Source organism: Streptomyces huiliensis (genome assembly GCF_020037025.1).
In the GTDB taxonomy this organism is placed as follows: Bacteria; Actinomycetota; Actinomycetes; order Streptomycetales; family Streptomycetaceae; genus Streptomyces; species Streptomyces huiliensis.
The window spans coordinates 121,249-137,883 of record NZ_JAIQLH010000008.1; the positions used below are offsets into that span (position 1 = coordinate 121,249).

Consider the following 16,635-nt stretch of genomic DNA (forward strand, 5'->3'; position numbering starts at 1 on the left):
AGCTTCCCTCCGCTTCCCCCCGAACACGATCCTTGGAAAGGGACCCCCGCATGGCGATCCGCGTGATGCTCGTCGACGACCAGGTGCTGCTGCGCACCGGCTTCCGCATGGTGCTGGCCGCCCAGCCCGACATGGAGGTCGTCGCCGAGGCCGGTGACGGCGCGGAGGCGTTGGAGGTCTTGGCCGCCACGAAGGTGGACGTCGTGCTGATGGACGTCCGCATGCCGCGGATGGACGGCGTGGAGTCCACCCGCCGCATCTGCGCCCAGGGGGAGGGCGCGCCGAAGGTGCTGATCCTCACCACCTTCGACCTCGACGAGTACGCGTTCTCGGCGCTCAAGGTCGGGGCCAGCGGCTTCATGCTCAAGGACGTGCCGCCCGCCGAACTGCTGGGCGCCATCCGCTCGGTGTACAGCGGCGACGCGGTGGTGGCCCCCAGCACCACCCGCCGCCTGCTGGACCGTTTCACCCCGATGCTGCCGGGGACCGCCCGCGAGCCCGCCAACGCCGAGATCGACCGGCTGACGGGCCGCGAGCGCGAGGTGATGCTGCTCGTCGCCCAGGGGCTGTCGAACGGGGAGATCGCGGCGCGCCTCGTGCTCTCGGAGGCCACGGTCAAGACACACGTCGGGCGCATCCTGACCAAGCTCGGGCTGCGGGACCGGGTGCAGGTGGTGGTGATGGCCTACGAGAGCGGTCTGGTGCGGGCCGGGGGCGGCGCCGGCTGAGGCGCCGCCCGGGGGTTCACCGGCCGGATGCCCGGAGGACCCGCCGGGCCAGCGCGTGCGAGCCGAAGGCCGCCGCCCCGGCGACGGCCAGGCCGGCCGCCGCGCGCCGTGGGCTCGCCGGCCGCAGGACGCCCGCCCGGCGCAGCCGTCCCCGCGCCCACACCGTGAACGGCAGCACCACCAGCGGGGTGGTGACGGCGCCGGGCGTGTAGCCGCGGGTGGCCGCCGCCTGGGCCAGGTGGACCAGGCCGTGCAGGCCGAAGCCGTCCAGGGCGGTCTGGTAGAAGGCGGACCGCCCGTTCGTCCGGTGTCCCTCTGCCGCCGCGGCGCCGATGAACACGGCCACCGCCGCGACGGCGACGGGGAACTCGCGGCCGCCCATGGACTCGACCGCGCGCCAGGCGCGTTCGGGTACGCGCGGGTGGCGGGCGCGCAGTGCGGGGACCCGGGTGCGGACGAAGCGGTTCATCGTCGCCAGTTCCTCGGCGTCGTGCACGGCCCAGGCGGCGAGGAGGCCGAGGGTGACCGCGGGGGCGAGGTGGCCGGCCGCGGGGGCGAGGGTGGCCGGTCGGGTTCCTGCTGTGCGTTCCGTCATGAACGGCCAGTCTGGCTAGCCCCTTTGGTCCCGTCACCCCCTCGCGTCACGGGACTTGATCACACCGCGTCCGAGCTCACCAGCTCCTTCACCGCCACCACCAGGTCGTGCGTGCTGGGGTGCGTGGGCTGGGAGGGGTGGGCGAGGTACACGGTGGCGGGCTCCGCGTCGGTGATCCGGACGAAGCGCACGCCGGGGTGGGCGTGGCTCTCGGCGGTGCCCGCGGCGGCGACGCCGATGCTGTCGCCGACGGAGATGACGTTCAGCCACTCGTCGACGTCCTGCACCGCCGCCCCGGTCGCCGGGCGCCGTGTCCGTCCCCAGAGCGCAGGGCCCGAGGTGCTGTCCTCCCGCCACAGCGTCAGGGTCTCGTCCGAGAGCTCGGCGAGGGTGACCGCCGGCCGCGCGGCCAGTGGGTGGTTGTCGGGCAGGGCGGCGAAACGGTCCTCCGTGTAGAGGGGGAGGACGCGCAGCCGCGGGTCGCCGGGGTCGGCGCGGATCACGGCCGCGTCGGTCTCGCCGGTGGCCAGCCCGGCGGTGCCCTCGTCCCGGCGGCGCAGCTCCAGCGGTACGTGCGGGTGGTCACGCCGCCAGGACCGCAGCAGCGGGACGGTGGAGCGGCCGAGCACCGCGCAGGAGTAGCCCAGGCGCAGCGGGCGGGAGACGGCGGCGGTGTCGGCGAGGGCGGCGTCGACGTGCGCGAGGATCGCCCGCCCGTGGTCGTACAGCGTGCGCCCGGCGGGGGTGAGGGCGAGCCGGCGTGAGGAGCGGTCGACGAGGGTGACGCCGACGAGGTGCTCCAGCCGGGCGAGCGTGCGGGACAGGGCCGGCTGCGTCAGGTGCAGCCGGGCGGCCGCGGCCGTGACGGTGCCCTCGTCGGCGATGGTCACGAGGGCCCGGAGATGACGGAGTTCCAGATCCATGCGCGGGAAGCATAGTGCCTGCGCAGACGGCATTTCCGGGCGCGTGACGGGCTCCGTACGGTCGGGTTCGGCAGTCAGTCCGCATCTCCTGGAAGAGAGTCCCCGTGAAGATCCTCCTCGTCGGCGCCACCGGCACCATCGGCCGCGCCGTCCACACCGCCCTGACCGGACGCGGCCACCAAGTGGTGACCGTCGGCCGCACCGGCGGCGACCTCCGCCTCGACGTCTCCGACCCCGCCGCCGTCACCCGGCTGTACGGGCAGGTGGACGGGCTGGACGCGGTCGCCGTCGCCGCCGGTGACGCCGTCTTCGCGCCGCTCGGTGAGCTGGTGTACGACGACTTCGCCGCCACGCTGCGGAGCAAGGCCCTGAGCCAGCTCGAACTGGTCCGCCAAGGCGCTCCCCACATCGCCCCGAACGGCTCGTTCACGCTGGTCACCGGCGTGCTCACGCACGATCCCATCCCCGCGGGCGCGGCCGCCGCGGCGGCCAACGGCGCCGTCGACGCCTTCGTCCGCGCCGCGGCGGTGGAGCTGGCGCCGCAGCGGGTGAACGCCGTGAGCCCGGGTGTCGTCGCGGAGTCCGCGGACGCGTACGAGAGCGCGTTCCCCGGGATGGAGACCGTGCCGGCGGAGCGGGTGGCGCGGGCGTACGTGCGGTCGGTCGAGGGGCGGCTGACGGGACGGACGTTCCGGGTCGGGTACTGACGGGCCGGTTATGGGCGGGTCGGGTAATGGCGGGGCGGACCGCCTACCGCAGGACGCCTTCCAGGAAGTCGCTGCCCAGCCGCGCCGCCACCGTCAGGTCGAGCTGGTGCAGGACGTACCGTCCCCGCCGCCGGGTCGTGATCAACCCGGCCTTCTTCAGCACCTTGATGTGCCGCGACGCCTCCGGCGCGCTGATGTTGTGCTCGGCGGCCAGCTCGCCGGTGGTGCAGGCGCTGCGCGCCAGCCACCGGCACATCCGCAGCCGCATGGGGTGCGCCAGGGCCTCCAGCCGGCGTTCGATCAGCTCCAGGGAGGCGGGGCCGGCCGCCTCGGGGGAGCCGATCGGATAGTGGATCACCGGCCGCCATCCCGGTGCGGTCAGCACCAGAAGGTGGGGCCAGCCGAAGGCGGACGGGAGGAGGGTGATGCCTGAGGTGAGCATCGGGTCCAGGGCGGTGGTCCGGCCGGACGTGAGCTTGTCCACGCGGATGCGGGTGCTCGCGGCGTCCTCCTCCAGCGTGACCGCGGGCGAGACCTCGGTCAGTGCCCCGCGCAGCCCCTTGCGGCGCAGCAGTTCGGTCTTGTGCCGGACGTCGCTCGCGAGCTGGAAGCCCACCCGGCGCCAGACGTCCCCGAAGAACGCCTCCTCGCAGTCCTCGAACAGGCGGCGCAGCCAGGTCCGGACGTCCTGCGGGTCGTCCAGCATGCGGCGTGCGAACTGCAGCTGGCGCGGGCCGCGGGCCGCCGCGCGCTCCAGGGCGCGGTCGCGGGCGACCGGGTCCCGCAGCGGCGACTCGGCGTTCGGGGCGTAGTAGTTGGAGCAGGCGAGCTCCAGCGCCGCCGAGACGTACCGCTCGTCGTCGAGCCGGTCGAGGAGGTCCAGGTTCTCCCCGAGCGTGGCGCCCGGCCGGCCGCCGGTGTCCGGGAGGGCGGCGAAGGCGTCGAAGATGTCGGAGATCCCCGTCGTCCACAGGAAGTCGGCCTCGCTGAGGCGGTCCGCGAGGTCGGGCTTGAGCCCGGCCGCCGTGGCGGTCACCCAGCCGTGCAGTCCGGGATGGTGCTTGGGCTCCGCCAGGACGTGCAGGGCGTGCCCCAGCTCGGCGAGGGGGGACGCGGCGAAGACGACACGTTCGGGCGGCAGGCCCGTGACGTCGATCGACAGGCTCATGCCCTCATTCTGCGGCCCTCCGCGAGCCGGACGGTGATCGATTGACGGTCCGCGTCAATCGACGCGCACCGGGGCCGCGGCCCGGCGCACCGTGGAGTCATGGACGCAACGCAGCAGCAGATGTTCGACAGCTACCGCGCGGCCCGGCAGGGCGAGGCCGCCCCGCCCGCGCCGGGGACGTACGAGATGGAGGCCGTCCGGCAGATCCGCACGTGGCGGGAGTTCCTGGCCGTACTGGACGGGCGGGTGAAGAAGCGGGGGAGACGGTGGCAGCCGTCCCGCCGGCGGCCCGCCGAGGCGGCGCCCTCCCGGGTCTCGGCGGGCTGCTGAGCCGGCCCACGCGGGCCGGCCGCGGCCGGGACGCGGCTCGGACGACGGTCGGGACGCGCCTCGGATTACGGCCGGGACCCGGACCTGACACGTCCGCGACGGGCCCCCGAGACAACGCGGCGGCAGGCACGAGCCCAGCCCGACGCGACCCCGGCGCGCGTCACCGCCGCAGGCCCGGCACGGCGCCGAGGGGCGCCCGCCTCGTCCCGCCGACCGGCGAGCGCTGAACGGCACTCGTGGAGGCCCGCCGCCCCCTTCGCCTCGGACCCTGGAGAGTGACGGCACCCCGGCGGAGGCTTGGGGGCAGGTCCGGGCGCGTATCCGGCGCGGGCCCGGCACGGCGCCGACGAGCGCCCGGCGGACGCCCCGATCAGGCTGGCCCGGCACCACCCGGCGTACGCCCCGATCAGACCGGCCCGGCACCACCCGGCGTACGCCCCGATCCGCCCCCGCTCGCGGCCCCGAACGGCCTCCGTAGCGGCCCGCCGCCGTCCTCCTCGCGACCGATCGGGAGCGCGTAGCATGACAGCGGAATCGTCCGGTACCCCCGCGGACTGGAACGGAAGGCACCCCGCCGCGTGAACGCACAACCATCCCCCGACCGGCCGAGCCCGCAGGACCGGCCCGCCCGCCTGACGGTCGGCGTCGTCGGCGCGGGCCGGGTCGGGCCCGCCCTCGCCGCGTCGCTCCAGCTCGCCGGGCACCGGCCCGTCGCCGTCTCGGGCGTCTCCGACGCCTCGCTGCGGCGCGCGGCGGAGATCCTGCCGGGCGTCCCCGTCGTCCCGCCCGCCGAGGTGCTGGCGCGGGCCGAACTGGTCCTGCTCACCGTGCCGGACGACGTCCTCCCGGGGCTCGTCGCCGGGCTGGCCGAGACCGGGGCCGTCCGGCCCGGGCAGCTGCTCGCGCACACCTCCGGCCGGCACGGCGCGGCCGTGCTCGAACCCGCGACCAGGGCCGGAGCCCTGCCGCTCGCCCTGCACCCCGCCATGACCTTCACCGGCACGCCGGTGGACGTGCAGCGGCTGGCCGGCTGCTCGTTCGGCGTCACCGCGCCCGAGGAGCTGCGGCTGGCGGCCGAGGCGCTGGTGATCGAGATGGGCGGCGAGCCCGAGTGGATCGACGAGGCGGCCCGGCCGCTCTACCACGCGGCCCTGGCCATCGGGGCGAACCACCTGGTCACCCTGGTGGCCCAGGCCATGGAGCTGCTGTCCGCGGCCGGTGTCGGCAGCCCGTCCCGGATGCTCGGCCCGCTGCTCGGCGCCGCCCTCGACAACGCGCTGCGCAGCGGCGACGCCGCGCTGACCGGCCCGGTCGCGCGCGGCGACGCGGGCACCGTCGCCGCCCACGTCGCGGAGCTGCGCACGCACGCCCCCCAGGCCGTCGCCGGATACCTGGCGATGGCCCGGACGACCGCGGACCGCGCCCTCGCGCACGGCCTGCTCAAGCCGGAGCTGGCGGAAGACCTGCTCGGCGTCCTCGCGAACGAGGCCGGCGGGACGACCGGCGGGGCGACCGGCGGCACGAACGGAGGAGAGCAGTGACCATGGGGACCATCCGGCTCGTCCGCGACACCGCGGAGCTCCAGGCCCTCCCGCGCGACCCCGCGGCCCGCCGTGCCGTCGTGATGACCATGGGTGCCCTGCACGAGGGCCACGCCACCCTGGTCCGCGAGGCCCGCCGGCTCGCCGGGCCGGACGGCCAGGTCGTCGTCACCGTCTTCGTCAACCCGCTCCAGTTCGGCCCGAACGAGGACCTGGACCGCTACCCGCGCACGCTCGACGCCGACGTCGCGCTGGCCGAGGAGGCGGGCGCGGACGCCGTCTTCGCCCCCTCCGTCGCCGAGGTCTACCCGGGCGGCGAGCCCGAGGTGCGGATCAGCGCCGGGCCCATGGGCGAGCGCCTCGAAGGCGCCCACCGCCCGGGCCACTTCGACGGCGTGCTGACGGTCGTCGCGAAGCTGCTGCACCTCAGCCGGCCGGACATCGCCCTCTTCGGGCAGAAGGACGCCCAGCAGCTGGCGATGATCCGCCGCATGGTCCGGGACCTCAACTTCCCGGTGGAGATCGTCGGCGTGCCGACCGTCCGCGAGGCCGACGGCCTGGCCCTCTCCAGCCGCAACCGCTACCTCTCGGCCGCCGACCGGGCCTCCGCTCTGGCCCTCTCGCGCGCCCTGAACGCCGCGGCCGGCGCCGCGGACCGCGGCCCGTCCGCCGTCCGCGAGGCCGCCCGCGTGGTCCTGGACGACGCGGCGACCCTGGAGCCCCCGGTCGTCCTCGACTACCTGGCCCTGATCGACCCGGCCGACTTCACCGAGGTGCCCGCCGGGTTCACCGGTGAGGCGGTCCTCGCGGTCGCCGCCCGGGTCGGCACCACCCGTCTCATCGACAACACCGTGCTGGACTTCACCCCGGGGGAACGGTCATGACCGGCATACGACTCGCGGCTCCGCGCCCCGGCTGGTCCGTCGACGCGGACGTCGTCGTCATCGGCTCCGGCGTCGCGGGACTCACCGTCGCGCTGCGCTGCGCCGCCGCCGGAGCGCGGGTCGCGGTCGTCACCAAGGCCCGCCTCGACGCCGGTTCCACCCGCTGGGCCCAGGGCGGCATCGCCGCCGCCCTGGGCGAGGGCGACACCCCCGCCCAGCACCTGGACGACACCCTCGTCGCCGGCGTGGGCCTCTGCGACGAGGACGCCGTCCGCACGCTCGTCACCGAGGGCCCGGACGCCGTCCGCCGGCTGATGGCCACCGGCGCCCGCTTCGACGCCGACCCGGCCACCGGCGAGGTCCTGCTGACCCGCGAGGGCGGCCACCACCGCCACCGCATCGTGCACGCGGGCGGCGACGCGACGGGCGCCGAGGTGTCGCGCGCCCTGGTCGCGGCCGTCCGCGCGGCGGACGTCCGGATCATCGAGCACGCCCTCGTCCTCGACCTCCTCAAGGACGCCACGGGCCGGGCGGCCGGCGTCTCGCTGCACGTCATGGGCGAGGGCCAGCACGACGGCGTCGGCGCCGTCCGGGCGCGGGCCGTCGTGCTCGCGACCGGCGGCATGGGCCAGGTGTTCGCCGCGACCACCAACCCCGCCGTCTCCACCGGCGACGGCGTCGCCCTCGCGCTGCGCGCCGGCGCCGAGGTCTCCGACCTGGAGTTCGTCCAGTTCCACCCCACCGTGCTCTGGCTCGGCCCGGAGGCCGAGGGCCAGCAGCCGCTGGTCTCCGAGGCGGTCCGCGGCGAGGGCGCCCACCTGATCGACGCCGACGGCGTCCGCTTCATGCTGGGCCGGCACGAGCTCGCCGAGCTGGCACCGCGCGACGTCGTCGCCAAGGGCATCATGAGCCGGATGCACGAGACCGGTGCCGAGCACATGTACCTGGACGGCCGGCACTTCGGCGCGACGATGTGGGCCGAGCGCTTCCCCACCATCCTCGCCGCCTGCCGCGCGCACGGCATCGACCCGGTCACCGAGCCGATCCCGGTCGCCCCGGCCGCGCACTACGCGTCCGGCGGCGTCCGCACCGACCTGCACGGCCGGACGACCGTGCCCGGCCTGTACGCGTGCGGCGAGGTCGCCTGCACCGGCGTGCACGGTGCCAACCGGCTGGCGTCCAACTCGCTGCTGGAGGGCTTGGTCTTCGCCGAGCGCATCGCGGCCGCCGTGGCCGCGGACCCGGCCGTGCCCGGCGAGCCCGTGCCCGCGGACGGTCCCGGGGAGCCGCTCGTCGCCCCCGAGGACCGCCACACCATCCAGCGGATCATGACGCGCGGCGCCGGAGTCCTCCGTTCCGCCGCCGGCCTGGCCGAGGCGGCCGACCGGCTCGACGCCGTCCGCAGCGCCGCGCACACCGACGGCAAGAGCGCCGAACCCGGCACCGAGGCATGGGAGGCCACCAACCTCCTGCTGGTCGCCCGCGCCCTGACGGCCGCCGCCCTCCGCCGCGAGGAGACCCGCGGCAGCCACTGGCGCGAGGACCGCCCCGACCGCGACGACGACCGCTGGCGCCGCCACCTCCTCGTCACCCTCAGCCCGGACCGTACGCTTGCCGTCTCCGCCACGGAGACGGCCGCCTTCCCCCCGGTTTCCCCTCTCTCCCCTCCTTCCTCTCCCTCCAAGCCATCCGCACCGAGGAGCACCGCGTGACCACGCCCGACGACCTCCAGTACCGGCTCACCACCCTGACCGACGAACCGGGCTGCGGCGGCGACTGCGCCTGCGGCGAGGGGGCCTCCGCCTACGAGTGCGGGCTCGACAGCGGCCTCGCGGCGCTGCTCGCGGACGCCGGTCTCGACCCGGTGCTGGTCGAGGAGATCGCGCACATGGCCGTCGAGGAGGACCTGGACGGCGGCGTGGACGTCACCTCCGTGGCCACCATCCCCGAGGACGCGGTCGCCACCGGCGACTTCACCGCCCGCGAGGCCGGCACGGTGGCCGGGCTGCGCGTCGCCGAGGCGATCCTCTCCGTCGTCTGCACCGACGACTTCGAGGTCGAGCGGCACGTCGAGGACGGCGACCGGGTCGAGGCCGGGCAGCGCCTGCTGTCCGTCACCACCCGCACCCGCGACCTGCTCACCGCCGAGCGCAGCATGCTCAACCTGCTCTGCCGCCTCTCCGGCATCGCCACGGCCACCCGTGCCTGGGCCGACGTGCTGGAGGGCACCGGCGCGGAGGTCCGCGACACCCGGAAGACGACGCCCGGCCTGCGCGCCCTGGAGAAGTACGCGGTCCGCTGCGGCGGCGGCGTCAACCACCGGATGTCCCTCTCGGACGCGGCGCTGGTCAAGGACAACCACGTGATCGCGGCGGGCGGCGTCGCCCAGGCGTTCCGGGCCGTCCGCGAGCGGTTCCCGGAGCTGCCGATCGAGGTCGAGGTCGACCACCTGGAGCAGATCCCGCCGGTCCTCGCCGAGGGCGCCGACCTGATCATGCTCGACAACTTCACCGTCGAGCGGACCCGCGAGGCCGTCACCCTGGTCGACGGCCGCGCCCGGCTGGAGTCCTCCGGCCGGCTCACCCTGGCCAACGCGCACGAGTACGCCGCCACCGGCGTGGACTACCTGGCCGTCGGCTCGCTCACGCACTCCTCGCCGATCCTCGACATCGGCCTGGACCTGCGGGAGCAGGACGCCCAAGAGCCGGAGGGGACCGCCTGATGCTGCTCACCATCGACGTCGGCAACACCCAGACCGTCCTCGGCCTCTTCGACGGCGACGAGATCGTCGAGCACTGGCGGATCTCCACCGACCCCCGCCGCACCGCCGACGAGCTCGCCGTCCTCTTCCAGGGCCTCATGGGCCGCCACCCGCTGCTCGGCGACGACCTGGGCGACGGCATCGAGGGCATCGCCATCTGTTCGACGGTCCCCTCGGTGCTGCACGAGATGCGCGAGGTGACCCGCCGCTACTACGGTGACGTCCCGGCCGTCCTGGTCGAACCGGGCGTCAAGACCGGCGTGCCGATCCTCATGGACAACCCCAAGGAGGTCGGCGCGGACCGCATCATCAACGCGGTCGCGGCGGTCGAGCTCTACGACGGCCCCGCCATCGTCGTCGACTTCGGCACGGCCACCACCTTCGACGCGGTGAGCGCGCGTGGCGAGTACGTGGGCGGCGTGATCGCGCCGGGCATCGAGATCTCCGTCGAGGCGCTGGGCGTCAAGGGTGCCCAGCTCCGCAAGATCGAGCTGGCCCGGCCGCGCAGCGTGATCGGCAAGAACACCGTCGAGGCGATGCAGTCCGGCATCATCCACGGCTTCGCCGGCCAGGTGGACGGCGTCGTCAACCGGATGGCGCGGGAGCTCGCGGACGACCCCGACGACGTCACCGTCATCGCCACCGGAGGCCTGGCGCCGCTGGTGCTCGGCGAGGCCACGGTGATCGACGAGCACGAGCCCTGGCTGACGCTGATCGGCCTGCGGCTGGTGTACGAGCGGAACGTGGCGCGGTCGTAGGGTCCGCCGGGCCGTCGGAGGGGGGAGGGGCGGGGGCGTGTTCGAGCCACGCCGCAGGGGCCGCGCTAAGCGAAAATTGTCCGTTTAGCACTTAAAGTCGGCCCATGCCTACGCCCTTTGGATCCCACGGCGGCATGGCGTTCAGCGCCGACGAGCTGCGCGTGCTCCGCCGTGCCCTCGCCATCGCCCTCCAGCCCCGCACCGAGAACGCCGAGAAGCAGAGCTGCCTCAGGCTCGCGCAGGCCGTCGAGGAAGCGGCCAGGGAAGGCGGCAGGCTGCGCGCCTTCCTCCGCGCGGACCTCGCCCGCTACCGCGCCGCCCTGCCCGGCACCGCGCCCGGCTACGTGGAACGGCTCCAGGACGCCCTGGCGGCCGGCCACCGGCCCGGCGCGGAGGACCTGGCCGCCCTGCGCGCCCTGTGCGCCACACCGGCCGGCGCCGCCGAGACGGGCCGCCGCCGGGCCCTCCTCCAGCGCTGCGAACGGCTCGCGGGGGCCGCCGTGCGAGCCCGGCTCACGGACTGCACGGCCCCCGGCCCCCGCGGCGCCCCGGCGAACGCCCTCCTGTGCGCTCCGGCCGTCCCGGCCGCCCGGCCGAGGGAAGCCCTCCATGACGCCCTCCCGCCGACGGTCGCCCGCGACACGCTCCCGCCGACGGTCGCCCACGGCGCGGTTTCGCCGACGGTCGCCCACGACACGCTTCCGCCGACGGCCGGCCCGGAAGCGCCCAAGCCGGGCGCCCGGCCCGCCGTGAAGCCGGGTCCGGCGCCGGGCGCCGACCGGCCCAAGGCGCCGCCCGCGCCCGCGTCCCCGCGGCCCGGCCGCCCGATCCCGACGCCCGGCGAGGTGTTCCCGCCGCGCCGCAAGCCCGTGCCGCCCGCCGAGAAGGCCGTGTGCGGGGGCGCCGCGCGCGGAACGGAGGTCCGCGGCGGGCCGTCGCCGGCGCGCGCGTAATCTGGACGGGGCGCCCGGGCGCGTCCGGGCCCTCCGGGCGCTCGCGCCCCTCCGGAATCCCCCGACGCAGAAGGAGCCGACGGCCATGGACTACGTCGCCGCGCTCGTCCCGCCCGTGGTGATGGCGATCGCCTTCACCGCGCTGGTCGTGACGATCGTCAAGAGCCAGGGCGGTGCGAACAAGGCGAAGGAAGACGCCATCGTCGACGCCATGGCCCGCACCGAGGCCGCCGGCGGTGCCCCGGAGGCGAAGACCGCCGGAGCCTGAACCGGCGCCGGAAACCCGGCGGCGGACGGGGCGTGCGGCCCGCGGGAGTATTTCCCCGGGCCGCACGCCCTTTTTCGCGGCCTTCTCCGGAGTCGACTTCGCGGTCCTCTTCGCGGCCGGCGGCCCGATAAACCGGCATTCGAGACATCTCCCACTATTATTCGCGTGTGGTTCGACGCCTCGGTGATCTGGAAGACGCCGTCATGACGCGCGTGTGGGAGTGGAACCGGCCGGTCACTGTTCGAGAAGTCCTCGAAGACCTTCAGCAGGAACGGTCGATCGCCTACACCACCGTCATGACCGTAATGGACAACCTGTATCAGAAGGGCTGGCTGCGCCGGGAAGCCGAAGGCCGGGCCTATCGATATGAGGCGGTGTCCAACCGGGCCGCCTACTCGGCCGCACTGATGAACGAAGCCTGGTCCGTCAGTGACAACCCCGCGGCCGCTCTCGTCGCCTTCTTCGGCATGATGTCGGCCGAACAACGGGAAGCCCTCCGGGACGCGATCCGCGTCGTCCAACTCGGTCGGCCCGGCGAGGACGAGCCCCCGCCGGGGCGATAGCGTCCGCTTATGCCCGCAGCTTCCGAAGCAGCTTCCGACCACCCCGCCCCGGCAAAAGTCCTCACCGTCCGCAGGGCCCGGACCTCCGATGTGCCCGCCGTGCGCCGGCTCATCAACACCTACGCCCGCGACCGCATCCTGCTCGACAAAGCGACGGTGACCCTTTACGAGGACATCCAGGAGTTCTGGGTCGCCGAACGCGACGAAGACGGTACGGTCATCGGATGCGGCGCACTGCACGTGATGTGGGAAGACCTCGCCGAGGTCCGCACGCTGGCCGTCGACCCGGCGGTCAAGGGCGGCGGTGTCGGCCACGCGGTACTCGACAAGCTCCTGCAGACGGCGCGCTGGCTGGGGGTGCGGCGCATTTTCTGCCTCACCTTCGAAGTCGAGTTCTTCGCCAAGCACGGCTTCGTCGAGATCGGTGAGACCCCGGTGGACGGTGATGTCTACAGCGAGCTGCTGCGCTCCTATGACGAGGGTGTTGCCGAGTTCCTGGGTCTCGAACGGGTGAAGCCGAACACCCTTGGCAACAGCCGGATGCTTCTGCATCTGTGATCGCCGGTCCCTATGTCCGAATCGCGCCCCTATCGTGCCGTCCTGGAAGCCGCCGTTCCCGTGCGGAAGGACCACTGAACCTTCCCCGGGGGTTTGTGTTTTTCCGGGAAAGGCGGTTTGCTATTCCTCCGTAATCCCTTTTCTGCTGATGAAAGGAATCCCCCCGTGGCGCAGAAGGTTCAGGTCCTTCTTGTCGACGACCTCGACGGCGGCGAGGCGGACGAGACGGTCACGTTCGCTCTGGACGGCAAGACGTACGAGATCGACCTCACCACCGCCAACGCCGACAAGCTGCGCGGGCTGCTGGAGCCGTACGCCAAGAACGGCCGGCGTACCGGCGGTCGCTCGGCCGGCCGCAGCCGTGGTGGCCGCGCCGCCTCCGCGGGCGCGAGCCAGGACACCGCGAAGATCCGCGCGTGGGCCAAGGAGAACGGTTACAACGTCAACGACCGGGGCCGCGTCCCCGCCGACATTCGCGAGGCGTACGAGAAGGCCAACGGCTGATTCCCCGTCGGCCCCCTGCGCGACCGTCCGGCGCGCAGCAACCGGGCTCGGTGGCACTCCGTGGCCGCCGCGCTCACCAGCCGTACGTAATCGGGGGCGAGCCTGCCGCCCCCGAGGCCGGTCACCGGAAGTGTCGGCTCCACCTCGGAACCAGGCCGGGGAGGCCGCAGCCATACGGCCTCCCGCGGATCGGAGGAGCGCGTCCGCGGACCCGCTTCCCTTCCATGGGACCGGACGCCCACGGGCGCCGGCGCGGGGATCCGGCCGCCGGAGCCCAGCGCCGTGAGGTCCAGGGCGACCCCGTCCCACTCCAGCCAGCGCAGCAGCCCGGGCAGCTCGTCCGCGCTGCCCACGGCGGTCAGGAACCACAGCGTCCCGGTCCGCCGGTCGAGCGCCACCGGACCCGTGGGGCGCACCCGTGCCAGTACCGCGACGCCCGCGTCGGCGGGCAGGCCCAGCGCGTCGAAGCGCACTCCGGTCGGCAGCCCGAGCGGCCCGAGCGGTGCGCCGCCGGTCGTGGGCCAGCCGAGCTCGTGCTCGTACCAGCGCCGCCGCCGGGCTTCCGAGAGGTCGCCAGGGCATGGGGTCGGTGGGACGTCCGGTGGAACAGGGGCCATGAACAGTGCAACTGAGCCAACCCCTCCGGGTTACGCAGTGTCGATAAACGGGCACTCTCTGTACAGGAGGAGCGGGGCGCACAAGCGCTCCCGACGGCGCGAGGGTGTTCGCCCGTAGCGGAGTACGCCGGCCCGCGCCGCATGGAGCGTGCGCCCCAGGGGGTAGGACTCCCACCATGGGGAGAGGCGGTACCGCAGGGCTCGTGGCGGGTCCGCCGGGAACGTCCGGGGGTGCGGCCGGTCCGGCCGGACCAGGGGTGCGTTCGCCATCGGCGTAGTGGCGGTGAGCGTATATGCCTGGCCTGCGGGAACATCGTCTCCCACCATCGGGTTGGAGGAGTTGTCGGCTGTTCGGCAGCAGGTTTCCCCGTCAGCGCGGGGGTGATCCGGACGGATGTCGGCAGTTGGAATGAGCTGTCCCGTCCCGCGGGACTAGCATGCGGAAGGACAGGGAGGGGACCGACCCCTTACTGCCTGACCGCTCTGAGGAGCGATTAACGATGTTCGAGAGGTTCACCGACCGTGCGCGGCGGGTTGTCGTCCTGGCTCAGGAAGAAGCCCGGATGCTCAACCACAACTACATCGGCACCGAGCACATCCTCCTGGGCCTGATCCACGAGGGTGAGGGTGTCGCCGCTAAGGCCCTGGAGAGCCTCGGGATTTCGCTCGAGGCGGTCCGCCAGCAGGTGGAGGAGATCATCGGCCAGGGCCAGCAGGCCCCGTCCGGGCACATCCCCTTCACCCCCCGTGCCAAGAAGGTGCTGGAGCTGTCGCTCCGCGAGGCCCTTCAGCTCGGCCACAACTACATCGGTACGGAGCACATCCTGCTCGGCCTGATCCGCGAGGGCGAGGGCGTCGCCGCCCAGGTCCTCGTGAAGCTGGGCGCCGACCTGAACCGGGTGCGGCAGCAGGTCATCCAGCTGCTCTCCGGCTACCAGGGCAAGGAGGCCGCCACCGCCGGCGGCCCGGCCGAGGGCACGCCCTCGACCTCGCTCGTCCTGGACCAGTTCGGCCGCAACCTCACGCAGGCCGCCCGCGAATCCAAGCTCGACCCGGTCATCGGGCGCGAGAAGGAGATCGAGCGGGTCATGCAGGTGCTGTCCCGCCGTACCAAGAACAACCCGGTCCTCATCGGCGAGCCCGGCGTCGGCAAGACCGCCGTCGTCGAGGGGCTGGCCCAGGCCATCGTCAAGGGCGAGGTGCCCGAGACCCTCAAGGACAAGCACCTCTACACCCTGGACCTCGGCGCCCTGGTCGCGGGCTCCCGCTACCGCGGTGACTTCGAGGAGCGCCTGAAGAAGGTCCTCAAGGAGATCCGCACCCGCGGCGACATCATCCTGTTCATCGACGAGCTCCACACGCTCGTCGGCGCGGGTGCCGCCGAGGGCGCGATCGACGCCGCCTCGATCCTCAAGCCGATGCTGGCCCGCGGTGAGCTCCAGACCATCGGTGCCACGACGCTCGACGAGTACCGCAAGCACCTGGAGAAGGACGCCGCGCTGGAGCGCCGCTTCCAGCCCATCCAGGTCGCCGAGCCGTCGCTGCCGCACACGATCGAGATCCTCAAGGGTCTCCGCGACCGGTACGAGGCGCACCACCGCGTCTCCATCACCGACGAGGCCCTGGTCCAGGCCGCGACCCTGGCCGACCGCTACATCTCCGACCGCTTCCTGCCGGACAAGGCGATCGACCTGATCGACGAGGCCGGTTCCCGGATGCGCATCCGCCGGATGACCGCGCCGCCGGACCTCCGCGAGTTCGACGAGAAGATCGCCGACGTGCGCCGGGAGAAGGAGTCCGCGATCGACTCGCAGGACTTCGAGAAGGCCGCTTCCCTCCGCGACAAGGAGAAGCAGCTGCTGGCCGCCAAGGCCAAGCGGGAGAAGGAGTGGAAGGCCGGCGACATGGACGTCGTCGCCGAGGTCGACGGCGAGCTGATCGCCGAGGTCCTGGCCACCGCCACCGGCATCCCGGTCTTCAAGCTGACCGAGGAGGAGTCCTCGCGTCTGCTCCGCATGGAGGACGAGCTCCACAAGCGCGTCATCGGCCAGAAGGACGCCATCAAGGCGCTTTCCCAGGCCATCCGGCGCACCCGTGCGGGTCTGAAGGACCCGAAGCGTCCGGGCGGATCGTTCATCTTCGCCGGCCCCTCCGGTGTCGGTAAGACCGAGCTGTCCAAGACGCTCGCCGAGTTCCTCTTCGGCGACGAGGACGCGCTGATCTCCCTCGACATGTCGGAGTTCAGCGAGAAGCACACGGTCTCGCGGCTCTTCGGTTCGCCCCCCGGCTACGTGGGCTACGAAGAGGGCGGCCAGCTGACCGAGAAGGTGCGGCGCAAGCCGTTCTCCGTGGTCCTCTTCGACGAGGTCGAGAAGGCCCACCCGGATATCTTCAACTCGCTGCTGCAGATCCTGGAGGACGGTCGCCTGACCGACTCCCAGGGCCGGGTCGTGGACTTCAAGAACACGGTCATCATCATGACGACCAACCTCGGCACCCGGGACATCTCCAAGGGCTTCAACCTGGGCTTCGCCGCCCAGGGCGACGTCAAGACCGGCTACGAGCGGATGAAGGCCAAGGTCAACGAGGAGCTCAAGCAGCACTTCCGGCCCGAGTTCCTCAACCGTGTCGACGACACGGTGGTCTTCCACCAGCTCTCGCAGGAAGACATCATCCAGATCGTCGACCTGATGATCGCCAAGGTCGACGAGCGGCTGCGCGACCGCGACATGGGCATCGAGCTGAGCGGCGACGCGAAGCAGCTGCTCGCGAAGCGC

18 protein-coding genes are annotated in these 16,635 nt (G+C 73.4%); 14 read left to right on the forward strand and 4 right to left on the reverse strand.

Annotation, left to right across the window (positions count from 1 at the left end; translation table 11 throughout):
- Positions 1 to 50 precede the first annotated feature (50 nt).
- Positions 51 to 728 (forward strand): response regulator, encoded by a 678-nt coding sequence (locus JNW98_RS02665; protein ID WP_223766397.1) that lies wholly within the window; start codon positions 51 to 53, stop codon positions 726 to 728.
- A 16-nt stretch (positions 729 to 744) separates the two neighbouring features.
- Here JNW98_RS02665 and JNW98_RS02670 read toward each other — a convergent pair whose 3' ends face one another.
- Complete coding sequence (locus JNW98_RS02670; RefSeq protein WP_223766398.1) at positions 745 to 1,323, reverse strand: HXXEE domain-containing protein; 579 nt, start codon at positions 1,321 to 1,323, stop codon at positions 745 to 747.
- Positions 1,324 to 1,382: 59 nt separating this feature from the next.
- Positions 1,383 to 2,246: a LysR family transcriptional regulator gene (locus JNW98_RS02675; protein ID WP_223766399.1), complete on the reverse strand. Its 864-nt coding sequence runs from the start codon at positions 2,244 to 2,246 to the stop codon at positions 1,383 to 1,385.
- A 104-nt stretch (positions 2,247 to 2,350) separates the two neighbouring features.
- Here JNW98_RS02675 and JNW98_RS02680 point away from each other — a divergent pair, with 104 nt between their 5' ends.
- Positions 2,351 to 2,953, forward strand: a complete 603-nt coding sequence (locus tag JNW98_RS02680) for a short chain dehydrogenase (RefSeq protein ID WP_223766400.1) — start codon at positions 2,351 to 2,353, stop codon at positions 2,951 to 2,953.
- A gap of 43 nt (positions 2,954 to 2,996) precedes the next feature.
- Here JNW98_RS02680 and JNW98_RS02685 read toward each other — a convergent pair whose 3' ends face one another.
- Positions 2,997 to 4,121: a DUF5937 family protein gene (locus JNW98_RS02685; protein WP_223766401.1), complete on the reverse strand. Its 1,125-nt coding sequence runs from the start codon at positions 4,119 to 4,121 to the stop codon at positions 2,997 to 2,999.
- Positions 4,122 to 4,220: 99 nt separating this feature from the next.
- On the opposite strand from JNW98_RS02685, the gene JNW98_RS02690 reads away from it, so the two are divergent.
- From JNW98_RS02690 to JNW98_RS02740, 11 genes are all read left to right on the forward strand, one after another.
- On the forward strand, positions 4,221 to 4,451 hold the full coding sequence (locus JNW98_RS02690) for a hypothetical protein (RefSeq protein ID WP_223766402.1): 231 nt from the start codon (positions 4,221 to 4,223) through the stop codon (positions 4,449 to 4,451).
- 578 nt (positions 4,452 to 5,029) lie between these two features.
- Entirely contained in the window at positions 5,030 to 5,992 is a 963-nt protein-coding gene (locus tag JNW98_RS02695; protein ID WP_223766403.1) for a Rossmann-like and DUF2520 domain-containing protein, read from the forward strand.
- A gap of 2 nt (positions 5,993 to 5,994) precedes the next feature.
- A complete protein-coding gene (panC, locus tag JNW98_RS02700) occupies positions 5,995 to 6,876 on the forward strand; it encodes a pantoate--beta-alanine ligase (protein ID WP_223766404.1) in 882 nt (293 codons plus the stop codon).
- Positions 6,873 to 8,588: an L-aspartate oxidase gene (locus tag JNW98_RS02705; RefSeq protein ID WP_223766405.1), complete on the forward strand. Its 1,716-nt coding sequence runs from the start codon at positions 6,873 to 6,875 to the stop codon at positions 8,586 to 8,588. The genes panC and JNW98_RS02705 overlap by 4 nt, the downstream gene beginning before the upstream one ends.
- Entirely contained in the window at positions 8,585 to 9,598 is a 1,014-nt protein-coding gene (nadC, locus tag JNW98_RS02710) for a carboxylating nicotinate-nucleotide diphosphorylase (protein ID WP_223766406.1), read from the forward strand. Before JNW98_RS02705 ends, nadC begins: the two co-directional genes overlap by 4 nt.
- Entirely contained in the window at positions 9,598 to 10,395 is a 798-nt protein-coding gene (locus JNW98_RS02715; protein ID WP_223766407.1) for a type III pantothenate kinase, read from the forward strand. The genes nadC and JNW98_RS02715 overlap by 1 nt, the downstream gene beginning before the upstream one ends.
- A 104-nt stretch (positions 10,396 to 10,499) precedes the next feature.
- Positions 10,500 to 11,348: a hypothetical protein gene (locus JNW98_RS02720; protein ID WP_223766408.1), complete on the forward strand. Its 849-nt coding sequence runs from the start codon at positions 10,500 to 10,502 to the stop codon at positions 11,346 to 11,348.
- Between the two features lie 85 nt (positions 11,349 to 11,433).
- Positions 11,434 to 11,616 (forward strand): hypothetical protein, encoded by a 183-nt coding sequence (locus tag JNW98_RS02725; RefSeq protein WP_223766409.1) that lies wholly within the window; start codon positions 11,434 to 11,436, stop codon positions 11,614 to 11,616.
- 167 nt (positions 11,617 to 11,783) lie between these two features.
- Positions 11,784 to 12,179: a BlaI/MecI/CopY family transcriptional regulator gene (locus JNW98_RS02730; RefSeq protein WP_223766410.1), complete on the forward strand. Its 396-nt coding sequence runs from the start codon at positions 11,784 to 11,786 to the stop codon at positions 12,177 to 12,179.
- A gap of 9 nt (positions 12,180 to 12,188) precedes the next feature.
- Positions 12,189 to 12,737 carry an amino-acid N-acetyltransferase gene (locus JNW98_RS02735; RefSeq protein WP_223766411.1) on the forward strand — a complete coding sequence of 183 codons (549 nt, stop codon included), beginning with the start codon at positions 12,189 to 12,191 and terminating at the stop codon, positions 12,735 to 12,737.
- 165 nt (positions 12,738 to 12,902) lie between these two features.
- Positions 12,903 to 13,241: a histone-like nucleoid-structuring protein Lsr2 gene (locus JNW98_RS02740; RefSeq protein WP_223766412.1), complete on the forward strand. Its 339-nt coding sequence runs from the start codon at positions 12,903 to 12,905 to the stop codon at positions 13,239 to 13,241.
- Here the strand turns inward: JNW98_RS02740 and JNW98_RS02745 are convergent.
- On the reverse strand, positions 13,172 to 13,858 hold the full coding sequence (locus JNW98_RS02745) for an SCO3374 family protein (RefSeq protein WP_223766413.1): 687 nt from the start codon (positions 13,856 to 13,858) through the stop codon (positions 13,172 to 13,174). The two genes, JNW98_RS02740 and JNW98_RS02745, sit on opposite strands and share 70 nt — an antisense overlap.
- 500 nt (positions 13,859 to 14,358) lie before the next feature.
- Here JNW98_RS02745 and JNW98_RS02750 point away from each other — a divergent pair.
- Positions 14,359 to 16,635 (forward strand): ATP-dependent Clp protease ATP-binding subunit (locus tag JNW98_RS02750; protein WP_223766414.1); only part of this gene is annotated, 2,277 nt, incomplete at its 3' end.

Bases quoted from the DNA above. Each gene is read 5' to 3' on its own strand.
- JNW98_RS02735 (WP_223766411.1), top strand. From the start codon at position 12,189: ATGCCCGCAGCTTCCGAAGCAGCTTCCGACCACCCCGCCCCGGCAAAA.
- JNW98_RS02715 (WP_223766407.1), top strand. From the start codon at position 9,598: ATGCTGCTCACCATCGACGTCGGCAACACCCAGACCGTCCTCGGCCTC.
- JNW98_RS02675 (WP_223766399.1), bottom strand. From the start codon at position 2,246: ATGGATCTGGAACTCCGTCATCTCCGGGCCCTCGTGACCATCGCCGAC.
- JNW98_RS02705 (WP_223766405.1), top strand. From the start codon at position 6,873: ATGACCGGCATACGACTCGCGGCTCCGCGCCCCGGCTGGTCCGTCGAC.
- JNW98_RS02725 (WP_223766409.1), top strand. From the start codon at position 11,434: ATGGACTACGTCGCCGCGCTCGTCCCGCCCGTGGTGATGGCGATCGCC.
- JNW98_RS02690 (WP_223766402.1), top strand. From the start codon at position 4,221: ATGGACGCAACGCAGCAGCAGATGTTCGACAGCTACCGCGCGGCCCGG.
- JNW98_RS02670 (WP_223766398.1), bottom strand. From the start codon at position 1,323: ATGACGGAACGCACAGCAGGAACCCGACCGGCCACCCTCGCCCCCGCG.
- panC (WP_223766404.1), top strand. From the start codon at position 5,995: ATGGGGACCATCCGGCTCGTCCGCGACACCGCGGAGCTCCAGGCCCTC.
- JNW98_RS02745 (WP_223766413.1), bottom strand. From the start codon at position 13,858: ATGGCCCCTGTTCCACCGGACGTCCCACCGACCCCATGCCCTGGCGAC.
- JNW98_RS02720 (WP_223766408.1), top strand. From the start codon at position 10,500: ATGCCTACGCCCTTTGGATCCCACGGCGGCATGGCGTTCAGCGCCGAC.
- JNW98_RS02685 (WP_223766401.1), bottom strand. From the start codon at position 4,121: ATGAGCCTGTCGATCGACGTCACGGGCCTGCCGCCCGAACGTGTCGTC.
- JNW98_RS02665 (WP_223766397.1), top strand. From the start codon at position 51: ATGGCGATCCGCGTGATGCTCGTCGACGACCAGGTGCTGCTGCGCACC.